The 15203-nt window shown below is 63.7% G+C and carries 12 protein-coding genes and 1 pseudogene; 4 read left to right on the top strand and 9 right to left on the bottom strand.

Annotation, left to right across the window (positions count from 1 at the left end):
• Positions 1-281: 281 nt before the first annotated feature.
• Positions 282-2060: a hypothetical protein gene (locus tag ACQKIE_RS07300; RefSeq protein WP_427457343.1), complete on the top strand. Its 1779-nt coding sequence runs from the start codon at positions 282-284 to the stop codon at positions 2058-2060.
• 215 nt (positions 2061-2275) lie between these two features.
• Here the strand turns inward: ACQKIE_RS07300 and ACQKIE_RS07295 are convergent, their stop codons facing one another.
• Genes ACQKIE_RS07295 through ACQKIE_RS07280 form a run of 4 tightly spaced genes read right to left on the bottom strand, consistent with a single transcriptional unit; the run spans position 2276 to position 6815 of the window.
• A complete protein-coding gene (locus ACQKIE_RS07295) occupies positions 2276-3265 on the bottom strand; it encodes a TniQ family protein (RefSeq protein WP_427457341.1) in 990 nt (329 codons plus the stop codon).
• 2 nt (positions 3266-3267) lie between these two features.
• Positions 3268-4137 (bottom strand): TniB family NTP-binding protein, encoded by an 870-nt coding sequence (locus ACQKIE_RS07290; protein ID WP_427457338.1) that lies wholly within the window; start codon positions 4135-4137, stop codon positions 3268-3270.
• Between the two features lie 22 nt (positions 4138-4159).
• The gene (locus ACQKIE_RS07285; protein WP_427457336.1) at positions 4160-6067 is read right to left on the bottom strand and encodes a Mu transposase C-terminal domain-containing protein; all 1908 of its coding nucleotides are present in this window, start codon (positions 6065-6067) and stop codon (positions 4160-4162) included.
• Positions 6060-6815, bottom strand: a complete 756-nt coding sequence (locus ACQKIE_RS07280; protein ID WP_427457334.1) for a TnsA endonuclease N-terminal domain-containing protein — start codon at positions 6813-6815, stop codon at positions 6060-6062. The genes ACQKIE_RS07285 and ACQKIE_RS07280 overlap by 8 nt, the downstream gene beginning before the upstream one ends.
• A 54-nt stretch (positions 6816-6869) precedes the next feature.
• On the opposite strand from ACQKIE_RS07280, the pseudogene ACQKIE_RS07275 reads away from it, so the two are divergent.
• Together ACQKIE_RS07275 and ACQKIE_RS07270 are read left to right on the top strand one after the other, a co-directional pair.
• Positions 6870-7532 (top strand): annotated as a pseudogene (locus ACQKIE_RS07275) (ATP-binding protein); the annotation flags it as partial.
• Positions 7533-7828: 296 nt separating this feature from the next.
• Positions 7829-8776, top strand: coding sequence for a family 43 glycosylhydrolase (locus tag ACQKIE_RS07270; protein WP_427457332.1), 948 nt, complete (start codon positions 7829-7831; stop codon positions 8774-8776).
• A 210-nt stretch (positions 8777-8986) separates the two neighbouring features.
• Here the strand turns inward: ACQKIE_RS07270 and aceA are convergent, their stop codons facing one another.
• Both aceA and aceB read right to left on the bottom strand, forming a co-directional pair.
• Entirely contained in the window at positions 8987-10276 is a 1290-nt protein-coding gene (gene aceA, locus ACQKIE_RS07265; protein WP_427457330.1) for an isocitrate lyase, read from the bottom strand.
• Between the two features lie 15 nt (positions 10277-10291).
• Positions 10292-11890 carry a malate synthase A gene (gene aceB, locus ACQKIE_RS07260; protein ID WP_427457328.1) on the bottom strand — a complete coding sequence of 533 codons (1599 nt, stop codon included), beginning with the start codon at positions 11888-11890 and terminating at the stop codon, positions 10292-10294.
• A 134-nt stretch (positions 11891-12024) separates the two neighbouring features.
• Between aceB and ACQKIE_RS07255 the strand changes: the two genes are divergently transcribed.
• The gene (locus ACQKIE_RS07255) at positions 12025-13053 is read left to right on the top strand and encodes a LysR family transcriptional regulator (protein ID WP_427457326.1); all 1029 of its coding nucleotides are present in this window, start codon (positions 12025-12027) and stop codon (positions 13051-13053) included.
• A gap of 129 nt (positions 13054-13182) precedes the next feature.
• On the opposite strand, the gene ACQKIE_RS07250 is transcribed toward ACQKIE_RS07255, so the two are convergent.
• The 3 genes from ACQKIE_RS07250 to arfB form a co-directional block, all read right to left on the bottom strand.
• The gene (locus ACQKIE_RS07250) at positions 13183-13551 is read right to left on the bottom strand and encodes a hypothetical protein (RefSeq protein ID WP_427457324.1); all 369 of its coding nucleotides are present in this window, start codon (positions 13549-13551) and stop codon (positions 13183-13185) included.
• 639 nt (positions 13552-14190) lie between these two features.
• On the bottom strand, positions 14191-14778 hold the full coding sequence (locus ACQKIE_RS07245; protein WP_427457322.1) for a 1-acyl-sn-glycerol-3-phosphate acyltransferase: 588 nt from the start codon (positions 14776-14778) through the stop codon (positions 14191-14193).
• Positions 14775-15197, bottom strand: a complete 423-nt coding sequence (gene arfB, locus ACQKIE_RS07240) for an alternative ribosome rescue aminoacyl-tRNA hydrolase ArfB (protein ID WP_427457320.1) — start codon at positions 15195-15197, stop codon at positions 14775-14777. The genes ACQKIE_RS07245 and arfB overlap by 4 nt, the downstream gene beginning before the upstream one ends.
• Between the last annotated feature and the right edge of the window lie 6 nt (positions 15198-15203).

The following is a 15203-nucleotide window of genomic DNA, read 5'->3' as shown; positions in this document are numbered from 1 at the left end:
GAGTGAGCGAATCGCGGCGGCAGCTTTCGGCGGAAAAAGGTCGACTTCGTCTGCCATGGGGGCCTCCACACGTGGGCTGTCGAACAGCTTACGCCGTTCCGGCCAGCGCTGCCCAGCCGTGCGGGATGAAATTACCCTGAGCGAGCACGCCTCGACAGCTAGGTGCTCGCTGCAGGGGAGATCTGCGAGTTTCTCGCACGATTGCAGTTCTTCCGTATTCGCTGCGAGTTGCCGGCGTGATCAGCCGTTCCAATCAGGATCAGACTCAAGACTAGGCGAACTTGGCCGATATCGATGCAAAGGTAAGTGGCAAGGACGACGAAATGAATGCGCAATCACACCACCATAAGCGCTCGGTACCGCTGGTCCTGAGCGAGCTGAAGAAAGAACCTGGTCCAGTCATGCTTCACTGGTTCGGTGAGTTGCAGAAGGCGCGCAGCCGTTCGCAGCGCTATACCATCAAGGCCCATTTCCGGCACGTGGAGTCCGAAGCTGAGCCTGTCAATATCGACGTACCGCTGGAGGCCATGCATTTGCTGGCGACCGGCACGGTGTGGCGCTACGGCACGGTCACCGGGTATCACGACGTGATCGGCAAGAGCAAGGTGAAGACGGGCAACGTTACGCTAGACCTGACCGCCTTGGATCCGACGAAGGCCCACCGTGCGCAGTTGCCGGAGCGGTCGCTGTTGCCCGACTTCGCCTATCCGCTGGACGGGATCGCGGATCCGGCATTCGTCCGGGTCATGCCCACGGTGGGAGGGCCGGAGGTGATCTTCCCGCTCGCTGAAATCCTGCGGACCTGGTACCTGTTTCATCCGGACATGCTGCCGGTGATTCTGGGCGATGGCATCAACCATCCGCGCGGTATGTCACGTGGTGACCTGCCTTGGGACCCCGACGAGACCCGCCGTACCGGCGAGGGCGCGCATGTGGTCTATCGCACCCGCTTCGGCGATCCATCGATGAAGCGCCTTGCCCGTCTCCTGTTTGACCCCTTTGCCCGCTTTCGCGCGGGCCAGCTCGCGCGGATGTTTCGTGACCTGAGCCGTGAGCCGCACTTTCCGCTGCCTTTTTCCCTCCCTCCGTTAGAAGGCCGGCCGACGCTGACGGTTCGTTACGTCGATGTAGCGCCGTGGGAAAACCGTCGGCCTGCGCGGCGGCTGATCCTGTCGGTGCTAGGCATCGACCATCGCCCGCCGTTTCGCGAACTGACATGGGCGCCCCTGCACGACAACCGCAAGGATCCGGACGGTAGCCCGGACCGTCCCATCCTCGGCCCCTTTAGCGATCCGCTCATCCTGTCCGATGACCAAGGTGTGCAGCTGGCCGGTGACGGTCGCGACCCGTCGCTGGAGCGCGCGCGGACGTTCATGCTCGGCTTCGAGGACAACGCGTATTACGTACCGACTGAGTTGGTGCCCCGAAAGCCTTCCTCCCATCAGGCTGGTGGCAAGCCAAATGACCCGGTCGTTGTCAGCACCACGGGCCCGGATACCGGTGCCGCGGCTGAGGATGGTGTGGCCGAACTCGCAGGCGGCGACGCGCTGCCGAACACAGAGGCGGCGCAGTTTGGGCCGCCTGTCGCGTTCCTGCGCATGCGTGCGGTCTTTGATCAGGTGATCGACTACCTAGTAGACGCGTTGCCGGGATGGGGGGTCGGTTACCTTTCACTGGCCGGCACGGACAATGGTGTTCTGGAGATTCCTCACGAGGAACGGGACGATTACCGCTTCCTGATCTTGCATGTGCACGGGGAAGGGCGCCACCTGTACGCCCTTCACGGGGCCCCCATCGGCGACGACCATGGCAGGTCGCATCAGATATTCGCGTGTCGCCAGCCGTCGTTCCGTGCGCTCACGGAAAGCGATTTCAGCCGGTGGCTGAGCGGTTTTCCCTACAAGGGGCGACCCGTTTGGGTCGACAAGGAGCCCGGTGGGCTTAAGCTCATCCCCGAGGCGCGCAACCACCAGCCACGCATGACACCATTTGACGAAAGCGAGTGGACACACGCCTTCGCCTCCAATATTGCCGATGCGGTGCTCGTTCTCGCGCGCTAGGGGGGTGAGGTAGCCGTCCTATGCGAGGCGATCGTCACCTGCCCGTTCGACTTCGCGCATGCGTTCCAGTTGGAGTATCCCGAGGGCGGCCGGAGGAATCTCGCCGTCGCGAAGTGGGCGCTCATCGTTCGTGCGGCACTCAGCCTGGCGCAGATAACGGACCCCGGGAGCCAAGGCAGATGAAGCCGCTGCGCGAGCAGAACGTGTCCGCGAGCCTAGAGGCTGTTTCGCGACGGCGCGACCTGATCGAGTACAACAGCAACCCACGCGGGTGTAGGCGAGCGGCCATCATCAAAGCGGCAGCGATAGGCATGGCTTCGCGCTGCATCGCGGAGGAATGCGTCCGGCCAATCGTGGAGATAGTTCTCCAGCGCACCAAGGGCCCGCATGCGATCGGTTAGGCGCCAGTGTTCGAAGGGCGTAGTCGGGCGTGCCTGGTCGCGGGGCCAGCGCAGGCTGCGGCGAACCGCGCTGTCGGTTACGCCGTTCAGACGTGCTCGCGCGTACAGGCCACGCAGGAGCATACGCGTCCCGGCAAAGTACGTGCTCGCAGGAATCATTTCGCCAGCCAGAGGGGCTCGGCCTTGCCGAAGCACGCGATGGCAACGGTGTTCGAACGCCTTGGCCAACGCATTGAGCGGCCGCGAGGACGCTGCGGCAAGATTGCCCCCGCAAACGGCGCATCGGTAGCGGCCCACCTGGGCCAACGACATGCGTGAGAAGGTTATGGGGGCATCACAGTAGGGGCACGCGTCCAGCAGGGCGCACTGGTGACGGGTGCATGCGACCTCGAATGCGAGCCTTCCGCTGATCCGTAGCGGGCGTCCCTCGCCGAGGCAGCGCGGACAGAACGCATGCCCCCGGTGGCGGTGAGTTCGATGAAAGACGCCTACCGGCATGATCCACGGCAACCAGCCAGAGAGGGTGAGGCGAGGAAACAGCGTGCCCTCATATCGGTGCAGCGTCGCCCCGACGAGTATTGGTGGGTCGACATCCAGGTGATCGGCGATCACAGCGAGCATGTCGAGAGAGGCAAAGCGATCGACGTCGCGCGGCCAGAAGGGCTGTCCTGCCATCATGCGCGCCAACAAGGTATGGTTGCTGATGGCATTCGCCCACGCGAAGCGATGCAGCCACCATGACAACGCTTCACCCGGCACCAGCTGCGGGTGAACACACCACCGCGCATGCGTTGCCGGGTTCACGATTATATCCGCGCAGTGGCGAGTCGCCGTCGCCGATCGCTTGGGGCGGTCCAGGTAACATTGCGAAGCAGATCCTGGGTAATCGATTCTTCGCCACGGCCGAGCGCTTCAGCGACCGCCAGGCAAAGGAGATCGCGCATCTCGCCCAATAGGCCCTCGCTCAGGCCTAGGATCAACGCCGCCATGTCGCGCTGCTGCAGCCGCGAAGGTTCACGCAGCGGTAGAGTCGCTTCGAAGCTCGCGAGCAGCCGGCGGTATTCACCATCCATGCGCCAGGTCGGCATCCATAGGGGTGTCAGTCGATTGGCCAGTTGCTCGTCCTTACTGACAGCGACCTGGGCTTCGGTGGTGCCGAGCACGACCACCGACAGACGAAGCACGTTGCCCAAGTGCTTGACCACGTCCATCACGACACGGCGCCGGTCATTGCGAGGACCCAGGACGTGCTGGAATTCGTCGAGCATCAACATGCGACAACCCACGCTGTCCAGCAAGGCGCGGACCTGGCGTGCCTTCTCGCTGACCGGGTCACGCGCGCGGAACGGCTGTCTTAGGGCGATGAAGATTTCATCGTAGAGCCGCGCCTCGTCGGGATTGGGCGGCACCTCGATGCGAAGGACGGGAATAACCGCGGCATCGCCATCCAGATTGGGATCCATCGGATGACGCGCAAGGAATTCCAGTCCGACCGCGGTCTTGCCGCTGTTGGAATCGCCCAGGATTTGAAGGCCCGGCATGCGGTGGGAGGGAGGGTAGTCCAGCAGGCCTTCGAGCCTGTCCAGGATACTATCCGCCGCCGCGTAGCTAAACCACTTGGGTCGCCGCATAAAGGCGAGGCGCTCCTTCGCCGACAACGGCAGGATAAGGCGCACGCTTTCGTCAACATGGTCCATATCAGTGCACGACGCGTATCGCGAATGGCTCGGCCGGCGCGTCATCGTCCCAGTCATCATCCATTGTCGTCGCGCCGGCGGACGGGCGGCTGATTCCCACCTGGGCTTCCTCAGCTTCGCGGCGCGTGACGCGGTCCCGCTTCTTCTGCTGAGCCTTGCGCGCCTTCACCGAATGAGACTGGGCATCGGCCACCAGCTGGTTAAGGCGTTCATAGGTTTGAAAGATGAGGTCTTCGTCGACCTCGTTCCGCCCCTCCTTGCGAAGCTGCGCGCGCACTTCGCGAAGCTCCCACATGCTGATCGACGGGTGCTCCAGGTGCCGAAAGGGGATCGGGTAGTAGCGGTTCGTCGTCGGATCCAGGAAGAAGATGACGCTGATGTCACGCGGGTCGCGACGAATGACAAAGCGCCTCGGCCGCCGGGTCTCCGGGTTGACCGACCGGATCCATGGATCCAACACGGGGTCGTAGTAAGACAGCCCGTCGATCCGCAACCCGTAGGACTGGATGGTCCGCTCGATCATGGGCATGAAGTCCAGGCGCAAGCGCTTTGCGTCGCCCACCGGCGGTGGCAGGCCGACACCCGGTGTCACACCGTCGCCAAGGACACCGATCTCGTAGCGTTTGATCGGCGGACGGTCGATGCCGCTATGGACGCGCTGGTGGTACACGTTGCAGATGTACTCGGTCAGGTATTGCTCGAGTTCGCGCAGCGTCAGCACAGCCTCGGTATGCGGCGCGTAGGTTCCGCGCTCCTTGGTGTTGGCGAACGTGGTGCCCGGAAGCAGGTGAACTTCCTCGTTGAACGTCCCCATCAGGCGCTCAATATGACCGCCCCAGTTCGGCGTCTTGACCTTGCGCCATTCCACCCGGAAGCGGTACTGCTGTGCCGCACGCGTGATCATGCTGCCGCGGAACTCCTTGCCATTGTCGGCGTGCACCGCGGCCGGCGTGCCCCACATCGGCCAGCGGGCATCCACGCCGATGACGCCGAGCCAGCTGTCCTTGGGCAGGATCGCGTGCACTAGGCACATACCCACGGAAACTTCGCTTGGAGGATCCAGCGAGAGGTAGAAGCCGGCGACGCAGCGGGAATAGACGTCAATCGCCACGGTAAGCCAGGGGCGCCCAATATGCCGACGGTGCACGTCATCGACGATTACCACGTCCAGTGGAGTGTGATCGATTTGCCAGTACGCGCCGGGATAGTCAGCACCAGGAAAGGCGCCCGGACGCGGGGCAAACTTATCGTCGGCCGCCTTGCGACCGAGTCGCTTCTGAGTCACCAAGCGCTCGGACAGCTCGGCGACGCGGCGACGCACGGTGCTGGGGTGCGGGGCGGAAATGCCCGCGCGCCGGCATGCCAGTTCGATGTCGCGCATGATCTGCGAAATCAACGGACGTTGCGGCTGCAGGTAGCGTTGCTCGACGTTTTCGCGGATCAGGGCGTCAGCGAGGGGATCCAGACGGGATCCGCCCCGGCCTCCCGTAGGCTTATGCGGTGCCAGGTCGACGATGTCACCCCCTTCCTTGAGCTTCTTGATCCACCGATAGATTGTCGCGATGTGGACGCCAAGATGCTTGCCCACCTCGGCGACCTCCCTGCGCGAAGGTTGCTCGGCCGCCAGAAGGGGAGCGAGCGCGGTAGCTCTGCGCTGAGCCATTTCCCAGTCATCGGCGGAAAGAGTCTCGAAGCGCGAGCTGTGGTGGGCATCGTCCACCACCTCGGCTTCGCCCCGACCCATGGCCGTAAGTAGGGAGGAAATGGCCACACGGACCTTCTCACCGGTATCTACGCGAACAGCCAGGATCGAATACAGATCTACGTAGCGGACCAGCGTGTAGGCAATGCCATCGACGACGACGTCGCGTCCGATGCGAAGCATGTCCCGAGCAGTGGGCTCAGTCATGGCAGTAGATCTCCGAATGCATAGTGACCCGTTCGGACAGGTCGCACAGGAAATGACGACTGGCCACCAACGCCCAAACAGAGGCGACCAGCCCGGCCCGCTCCCAGGGGTCCGACGCCAAGTGTGCGACAAGTTTCTCGGGCGTCGTCGGACCGAGGTAGCGCAAGGTCTTGACCAGTAGCTCCTGGATGCCGCCATTGACCTCATCGTGGCCGTAGGGCAGGAGGAACTTGGCATTCCACAAGAGACCTCCGCTGCGGATTTCGCGGTCGGTGACAATGCGGAAGGCCCAACCATTAGCCCGGGCGAAACGACGCGCCGCCCTGAACCGGGCTTTCCACTTGGCCCAGTTATCCCGCAACTCCGCACGCTGCTTCACCTCGTACAGCACCTTGTACTCCCGGCCCGGGTGGACGTCGTAGTCGTAAAAGGTCACCAGCACATCGGGCACATAGCTCGGGTGCCCGTCGCCGACGTCGATCCGGAGCGGCTGTGGCTCCCAGCGGGTCACCTTCAGGTCGAACTCGAGCAGCAGGTAGAAGTCGCGCTCAAGCGAGGATTCGAAACGGGCAGCCTCCGGTCCAGCCTGCTTCTGGCTGGGCAGAACGCCTGCCAGGGCGCGGCGGCCGAGACCGATTTTTCTGGCAGGTGGCAAGGCGCGTGGAAACCCAGTCGCATCAGTGTGGTGAAAATTGTAATCCGTCGCACCCACTTCGGTAAGTGCTCGCAACGTGTTTGACAAATCCATGGCGTCTGGCCCTCAATTGGCGGCCAAACAGTCGCAATTACTTCGCTTCTTGTCATCGGCGGTGGGTCGTCGCCCCGCCCGGGCGAAATCTCGCTGGCGCATAACGGCGTGCTGTTCCTCGACGAGCTTCCCGAGTTCAGCCGCCATGTGCTCGAAGTACTGCGCGAACCGCTCGAATCGGGTCAGATCGTGATCTCGCGGGCTGCCCGGCAGTCGACATTTCCGGCGGAGTTCCAGTTGGTCGCCGCCATGAACCCATGCCCTTGTGGCTATGCTGGCGATCCGTTGCACGAATGCCGTTGCACGCCGGACCAGGTGCAGCGCTATCGAGGGCGCATCTCGGGGCCATTGCTGGATCGCATCGATCTGTGCGTCGAGGTACCTCGCGTACCGATTTCCGAACTCTCTGCCGCGCGGGGACCGCGCGACGACGACAGCGCCACGGTGCGCAAGCGCGTGATCGCGGCACGCGAGAAGGCGCTGCTTCGCGCGGGGCAGGCCAACTCCGAACTGAGTGTCGTGAACCTCGAACGCGACTGCGCGCTGCCTTCTGCCGAGCGCGATTGGTTGCAAGTAGCCCTCGACAAGCTCGGTGCGTCGGCGCGTGCCTACCACCGCATCCTGCGCGTGGCCCGCACCATCGCCGACCTCGAAGGCGGTACCGGTTGTGTTGAGCAGGTGCACCTGGCGGAAGCGCTGCATTACCGGCGGTTCTAGCGCCTTGTTGGCGAGGAGCATCCCCTCGCCGATCCCTTGCAAGACGATCAGGTCTGATCCGAGTGGCCGTGCGGCTCACTACCCGTTATGGTCGAGGACTCCTTGTCGTAGTGGTCGACTCGAAGATGCCCACCGCTTTCCCGCGTTCGCCGATCCGTCGCACGTCCCTCCTTGCGTACATTGCACCGTTCCTGGTGCTCGTTGTCGGCGCACCGGCGGCACCGCTGCCGGAAGCGGAAACGACCGTTACCACACACATACTCAACGGACCACCTGGCACCGCGCGAAAAGACGACATGGGTCGCCCTATCGATGCGCATGACGGGGAGATCCAGCATTTCGGCAATCGCTACTACCTTTACGGCACCGAGTACGGGTGCGGTTTCCGCTGGAACGACAAGAAATCGCCCTTTTGCGGATTCGTCGCGTACTCATCGAGTGACCTCGCGCACTGGCACGCCGAAGGCAAGCTATTCGACGCGAGTACGCCGACCTGGCAGCGGCGTTGCAACGGTTCCACCTACGGCTGCTTCCGCCCCCATGTCGTCTTGAACGCGAGAACGAAACAGTACGTGCTCTGGATCAACAGCTACGACGTGTCGGTCGGTTATCACGTCTTTACCTCTCCGAAGCCCACGGGTCCCTTCGTGGAGGCGGCGCTGCCCAAGCTCGCCATCAACAGGACGCAGCCGCCCGGTCTCAATCATGGCGACCACGACGTCTTCGTCGATTCGGATGGAACGGCATACCTGGCGTACACCGACTGGCGGCGAAAGGGTGACCTCGTCATCGAAAAACTTGACGCCAGCTACCTCAGCGGCACCGGTGAGTTCGCGCGCGTGGGATTGAAGGCCACGGAGGCACCGTCGCTCTTCCGCCGTGGCGATACCTACTACCTGACCTTCTCCGATCCCAATTGCGGCTACTGCGCGACGGGGACCTCCTATCTGCACGCGTCGTCGCCACTGGGGCCATGGGTGGGTAAGCCCGCGGCAACGGATGAGGAAAAGCTGCACCGCGGCCTCCGCCTTAGCGATACGTCGTGCGGTGGCCAGCCGGCGGACGTCGCCACGCTGCCAGGGAAGGGGGGTACGGTGTATCTCTACCAGTCGGATCGCTGGGACAACGAGAACCCGAACGAGACTCACGCGACCCATTACTGGGAGCCGCTTCGCTTTGATGCTGGCGGGGCCATCGCACCGCTGTCATGCATGGCCTCCTTCGACGTCCCTCTTGGGAGTTAATACTTATTTCATGTACTGAGTAGTTGACAAATAGCGGGTGCGAGCGGAGAATTCTGTACCAGGCGGTTCTCTAATGGGCTGCCCGCCCCGTCCCGGTGCTGGATACCCCTCCCTCCCCCCGCTCCAGCACCGGGGCCCGGCCTTCTCCAGCGGCGCTTCACCCATTCCCGCGCATCGGCCCGCCTTCCATGGCGCTGGCCGATTTTCCTTTTACGCCGCCGACGCCGGGTGGAACTGCTGCTCCTCCGTCGAGCCGTTGAGTGCCGACAACGAGCTCAACGATCCCGCGATCACCTGGTTCACCGTGTCGAAATACCCGGTGCCCACCTCGCGCTGGTGCTTCGCCGCGGTGTAACCGTCCTTCTCCGCCGCGAACTCGGCCTCCTGCAACTCGACGTATGCCGCCATCTGCCGATCGCGATAACCGCGGGCAAGCTGGAACATCGAATAGTTGAGCGCATGGAAGCCGGCGAGGGTGATGAACTGGAAGGCGTAGCCCATGTCACCCAGGCGCTTCTGGAACTCCGCGATGGTGGTCTCGTCCAGGTTCTTCTTCCAGTTGAAACTGGGCGAGCAGTTGTACGCCAGCTTCTTCCCCGGGAACTCCGCATGTATCGCTTCGGCGAAGCGGCGCGCCTGTTCCATGTCGGGCGTGGCGGTTTCACACCAGATGAGGTCGGCGTAGGGCGCGTAGGCAAGGCCGCGGGCGATCGCCTGCTCGATGCCCTGGCGCGATTCATGGAATCCTTCGACGGTGCGCTCGCCGGTCAGGAACGGCTTGTCGTGATCATCGACATCCGACGTGACGAGGCCCGCGCCCATGGCGTCCGTGCGCGCCACGATCAGGGTAGGGACGCCGGCGACATCGGCGGCGAGGCGGGCGGCCACGAGTTTTTGCACGGCCTCCTGCGTCGGCACCAGCACCTTGCCGCCCATGTGGCCGCACTTCTTCGCGCTGGCGAGCTGGTCCTCGAAGTGCACGCCGGCGGCGCCCGCCTCGATCATGTGCGCCATCAATTCATACGCGTTAAGCACACCGCCGAATCCCGCCTCCGCGTCGGCGACGATCGGCACGAGCCAGTCGATGCCATCCTTTCCCTCGGCGTGGTGGATCTGGTCCGCACGCAACAGCGTCTTGTTGATCTTGCGCACCACGTTGGGCACGGAATCGACGGGATACAGCGACTGGTCCGGGTACATCGTTCCCGCGGTGTTCGCGTCGGCGGCGACCTGCCAGCCGGACAGGTAGATCGCCTGCAGGCCGGCTTTCACCTGCTGCATGGCCTGGTTCCCGGTGAGCGCGCCCAGCGCATTGACGTACGGCGCGTCATTCAGCGATCGCCACAGTCGTTCGGCACCGCGCCGGGCGAGCGTGTATTCGACCTGCACCGACCCACGCAGCCGCACGACATCCTCGGCGGTGTAGGGGCGCTCGACGCCCTTCCAGCGTTCGTTGTTCTTCCAGTCGAGCGTGATCTGTTCGGCGGTATGCGTCTTCATCGTCGTGCTCCAGGGTCAGGACAGGTGCTCATAGGCGGGCAGGGTGAGGAAATCGCGGAGCTCGTCGGCGTGCGTGAGTGCGGCGATGAGCGCGGCCGCATCGTCCGCCCGCCGTGCGCCGGGTTGTCGGCTCTCGCGCAGGCGATGGCAATGTGCGGCCAGAGCGTGGTCGAACAGCGCGAAGTTGATCTCTGCGTGGTCGCTGAATTCCAACGGTCCGTGGTGCAGCCACTGCCAGAGCTGGGCGCGAGCGATCTCGGCCGTGGCGGCGTCTTCCATCAGGTGGTGGATCGGCACACAGCCGAGTCCGTCCAGCCAGGCGGCCGTGTAGCGCAGGCAGACTTCGACGTTGTTGTCGAAACCTTGCCGGGTGACCGTGCCGATGGCCGGGGCGATCAAGGCGTCGCGCGACACGTCGACGTCCTCACGCAGCACGTGCAGCTGGTTCGGCGTCGGCATGTGTTCGTCGAAAATCGACTGCGCGACCGGCACGAGCGCGGGATGCGCCACCCACGTGCCGTCGTGTCCCGCGGTCACCTCACGGAGCTTGTCGGCGCGGACCTTGGCCATGGCTGCTTCGTTCGCTTCCTCGTCGTCCTTGATGGGGATCTGCGCGGCCATGCCGCCCATGGCGAAGGCGCCGCGGCGGTGGCACGTGCGGATGAGGAGCTCGGAATACGCCTTGAGGAACCGAACCGTCATCGCGACCTGGCCGCGCTCGGGAAGCAGGCGGTCGGGGTGGGCGCGAAAGGTTTTCAGGTAGGAGAAGATGTAGTCCCAGCGTCCGCAGTTCAGGCCGACGGCGCGATCGCGCAGGGCGTGCAGGATCTCGTGCATCTGGAACACGGCGGGCAAGGTTTCGATGAGCACCGTCGCCTTCATCGCTCCGTATGGCAGTCCAAGCGTGGCTTCGGCGTGCCCCATGACGTCGTTCCACAGCGCCGCTTCTTCCATGCTCTGCAGCTTCGGCAGGTAGAAGTAGGGACCGCGGTCGTGCTCGTGCAGCGCTTTCGCGTTGTGGAACGCGAACAAGCCGAAATCGACGAGTGCGCCCGCCACTACGTCGCCGTCGACTTCGGCGTGACGCTCAGGGAGGTGCCAGCCGCGAGGACGGACCACGAGCACCGCCGGTGTGGCACCGACGCGATACGCCTTCCCCTCCGGGCTGGTGAACTCGATGCTCCCGTCCACTGCATCGCGCAGGTTGCGTTGGCCGTCCATCTGGTTCGCCCACGTGGGCGCGCTGGAATCCTCGAAGTCGGCCATGAATACCTTCGCGCCGGAGTTCAGCGCGTTGATGATCATCTTGCGCTCGACCGGGCCGGTGATTTCGACGCGCCGGTCCTGGAGCGCGGGCGGAATCGGAGCCACGGACCAGTCGCTTTCGCGGATGGCGACGGTGTCGTCGCGGAAGTCAGGAAGCTCGCCGGCGTCGTAGCGCTGCTGACGGGCGACCCGCTCGGCGAGCAGGACCAGGCGGCGCGCGTCAAAACGGCGGTGGAGGTCGGCCACGAAGGCAAGCGCCGCAGGTGTGAGGATGTCCGCATAGCTTTCGTCTTCGAGGCCGAAGCGGACGCCGGACAGTGGATGGCTCGCGCTCTGGGGAACTGCCATGGAACGTGCTCCGGGTTCGGGGTGGAGTCCACGCTAGGCCCGGAGCTATGCTGTTGACAAAGCATATGTTTCAATGTCAAACATTGACGGTGTTAATACAACACATAACTCACGGATAAGGCGGAAGTTTCTCGATGCCTCGGAAGCTGAACGCACCTCTGAAGACGCCGAAGCGGAGAGTCGCGGGGGCGAATAGGCCGGAAGCCGATAGCGAGGGCGGGCGGTTTTACTACAAGGGAAACCGGCTGAAGCAGCTTCGCGCCTTCGTCTACATCACGCGCCTGGGTACCCTCAGCCGGGCAGCCGAGGCCCTGTTCCTCTCGCAACCGTCGGTCAGCCTCCAGCTGAAGGCACTGGAGAGGGAGCTAGGCGCCCCGCTGCTCGAACGCACCCGGCGCCGGGTGACCCTCACGGACGCGGGCGAAGCGCTCTACGAAATGGCGCGACCCCTGGTCGAGGGCTTCGAGAACCTCGACCGGGAGTTCCAGGCGAAGACTCGCGGCAGCCAGGCCGGAAAGCTCACCGTCGCCGCCGGCTCGTCGACGATCCAGTACCTGCTGCCGGACCTGGTCAAGGCCTTCCGTGAGCGCTATCCCGCCGTGCACTTACAGCTGGCGAATGTCACCGGCAAGGACGGGCTGGCGCTGCTGCGCGCCGACGAAGCCGACATCGCCATCGGGTCGATGCTCGACGTACCGCAGGACATCGCCTGGGCGCCGGTCTATCACTACGACCCGATGCTGATCATGCCGCCGGACCATCCGCTGGCCGCGAAAGACGACATCCGCCTCGAGGACCTCTCGCCGTACGGGTTGATCCTTCCGCCGCAACGATTGACGACGTTCCGACTCGTCGACATGGTGTTCCAGCAACGGCACGTGCCGTATACCGTGGCCATCGAAGTCGGCGGCTGGGACGTCATCAAGCAATACGTCGCCATGGGGCTCGGCATTTCCATCGTCACCGGCATCTGCATCACGGAAGCCGACAAGGAGCGCCTCGTCGTACGCAACCTGCGCCGCTATTTCCCGCAACGCAGTTACGGTGTGGTGATGCGGAAGGGAAAGTTCCTGAGCCCGGAAGCACGCGCCTTCATCGACCTCATCCGGCCCGGATTGCTGACGCATCGCGATTACGACGAGCCGGGACATTCTGGGCGATGACTAGGCCTGCACGTCGATGAGATGTCCCCTCATGTAATCAGCTAGTGCCCGCATGCCTTCCACGCAGTCAATCGCCGCTTCATACATTCTGACGGCGACGCGATAATCTGCGTCACGAGCTTCCCGAACCTATTCAAGCGACTCCCGCATCAGTGTCAGCACATCCACAGGACCTTCGTGATCGAGTCTAAGGAGGCTGATTTTCACGAATGCCTCTTCGGAAATCATGCCTTCCCAGTACAGGTTGGCAGCCAGGTTGTCCAGCTGTTCAAGATCGACGGCGCTCATGTTGAGGCTGAGTAGCTGTCTTTTTAGCGTGTCGGGAAGATCCTTCGCGATCTCAGCTGGGTCGGAGATGCCAGAAGGGCAGTTGCCAGCGGTATTGGAACAGCTTTGTCGGAGACGGCAGCCCGCGGTGAACGTGCCGGTAGGGTGCATTGGTTGCATGTCTGGTGCGCCTTCTATGGAAGGCACAAGCATCCACGCGCGCACGTTCATGCACAGCCAGCAGAATGAGCCTCGTCCATGCCGCCGATTCCTCCGAGTTGTCAGGATAGCGCAAGGGCCCTGCGCCACGTTGCTTACCCGTGGGAATGGCCTGCCCCGATGGAGCGGGAAAAAGATGAGACGTAGTTTGGTGTCGCGCAATCTGCGCCCCACTAGGATCTTCGATGAAACTCTTCGTACTTGGCGCCGTTGCTGGCGCACTCCTTGTCACTACGTCGGCATCACCTGCACAAGGTTGGCCGCACATCGGTAGCCGCACCGACTGGGGGCGTTGTATCGCGAACCTTCCCCAGCAGGAAGAGGGAGGTTATCTGAACTCGGCGGAGACGAAGGTGGCTCTGCAGTGGACGACGACCTGCCACAGCTCATTCTGGGCGACTTCGCGGGGCGGGACGATGACGATGCAGAAGTTGACGGGCAGAGGGTGGCAAGATTTGAGCTATGGTTATTCGGCTTACGTGTCGAACCTTGGCCCTGGCACCTATCGACTAGTAATAAAGAACTTGTTCCAGCGACGCACAGGGTACCTCGTGCGTCATAGACGCGGGCTTGGCTGAGGACCCTTGAGAGCGCTCGGCATCACGAGCCGGGCGTTCCAAGTCAAGAAGTCTGCCTTAGGGATTTGCCGAGCTACACATTACGACGCTTGCCGCGACACCCACCAAACATCGCGCGGATACGCACCATGTCGGCTTCGATGTCTTCACCGGCTTCGACCAGCGGTCCCACGGTGAAGGTCTTCGTCGGATAATCGATAAGGATCGGCTGGATGGGAACGCCCGAGGCACGGGCGATGCGCAGGAAGCCGGACTTCCACTGCTTCACCGGCTTGCGCGTGCCTTCCGGCGTGATGCCGAGCCACATCCTTTCGTGACTGGCAAAGCGCGCGACCATCTGATCGACGACATTGGTCGCCGCGGAGCGGTCGATGGGAATCATGCCCAGTCGGCGGACGATCGGACCATAGGGGCCGGTGAGGACTTCGCGCTTGATCATCACACCCAGGTCCAGCCCGAGCGCGGATTTCATCAACAGACCCCACACGCCGTCCCAATAGGACGAGTGCGGCGCGCCGATCAGGATCAGCTTCGGCAGGTTCGGGAGGTCCCCGACGATGCGCCAGCCGCTCAGGCCGATGGCCCAGCGGCAGAAGCGCTTCCACCAGGAATCCGATAGCGATGGCGCCTGCGGCGGCAGATAGAACGGGCCGCCGCTCATTCGCGGCTCCAGTCGCGCGAGCGTGTCTTCTTCGTCTGCGATCGCTGCGCCTTGCCGACGAGGCGGCGTTCCTTGGAGGCGCGGGTCGGTTTCGTCGCCACACGCTTCTTGGGCGCCACCGTCCCCTCGCGAACGATGTCCGCGAGGCGTTCGCGGGCATCGTCGCGATTGCGCGCCTGGTCGCGGAAGCGTCGCGCCTGGATGACGAGCACGCCGGCGTCGGTCATGCGTCGGTCGCGCCGTGCGAGCAGGCGGGCGCGGACCTCGTCGGGAAGCGACGGTGAATTGGGGACGTCGAACCGCAACTCGACCGCGCTTTCCGTGCGATTCACATGCTGCCCGCCGGGGCCGTCGGCGCGCGTGAACCGCTCGATGAGCTCGGCGTCGGGGATGGCGATGGAGCGGGTCACGATCAGCATGGCGAG

Origin of the sequence: Luteibacter sp. NPDC031894, from assembly GCF_050273135.1 — a bacterium.
Classification (GTDB): Bacteria; Pseudomonadota; Gammaproteobacteria; order Xanthomonadales; family Rhodanobacteraceae; genus Luteibacter.
Note: the sequence above shows the minus strand (reverse complement) of the source record. Positions and strands in the feature narration are given on the sequence as shown.

Coding starts and splice junctions, on each gene's coding strand:
- ACQKIE_RS07285 (WP_427457336.1), bottom strand. CDS start 6,067: ATGACTGAGCCCACTGCTCGGGACATGCTTCGCATCGGACGCGACGTC.
- ACQKIE_RS07280 (WP_427457334.1), bottom strand. CDS start 6,815: ATGGATTTGTCAAACACGTTGCGAGCACTTACCGAAGTGGGTGCGACG.
- ACQKIE_RS07270 (WP_427457332.1), top strand. CDS start 7,829: ATGGGTCGCCCTATCGATGCGCATGACGGGGAGATCCAGCATTTCGGC.
- aceA (WP_427457330.1), bottom strand. CDS start 10,276: ATGAAGACGCATACCGCCGAACAGATCACGCTCGACTGGAAGAACAAC.
- aceB (WP_427457328.1), bottom strand. CDS start 11,890: ATGGCAGTTCCCCAGAGCGCGAGCCATCCACTGTCCGGCGTCCGCTTC.
- ACQKIE_RS07255 (WP_427457326.1), top strand. CDS start 12,025: ATGCCTCGGAAGCTGAACGCACCTCTGAAGACGCCGAAGCGGAGAGTC.
- ACQKIE_RS07250 (WP_427457324.1), bottom strand. CDS start 13,551: ATGAACGTGCGCGCGTGGATGCTTGTGCCTTCCATAGAAGGCGCACCA.
- ACQKIE_RS07245 (WP_427457322.1), bottom strand. CDS start 14,778: ATGAGCGGCGGCCCGTTCTATCTGCCGCCGCAGGCGCCATCGCTATCG.
- arfB (WP_427457320.1), bottom strand. CDS start 15,197: ATGCTGATCGTGACCCGCTCCATCGCCATCCCCGACGCCGAGCTCATC.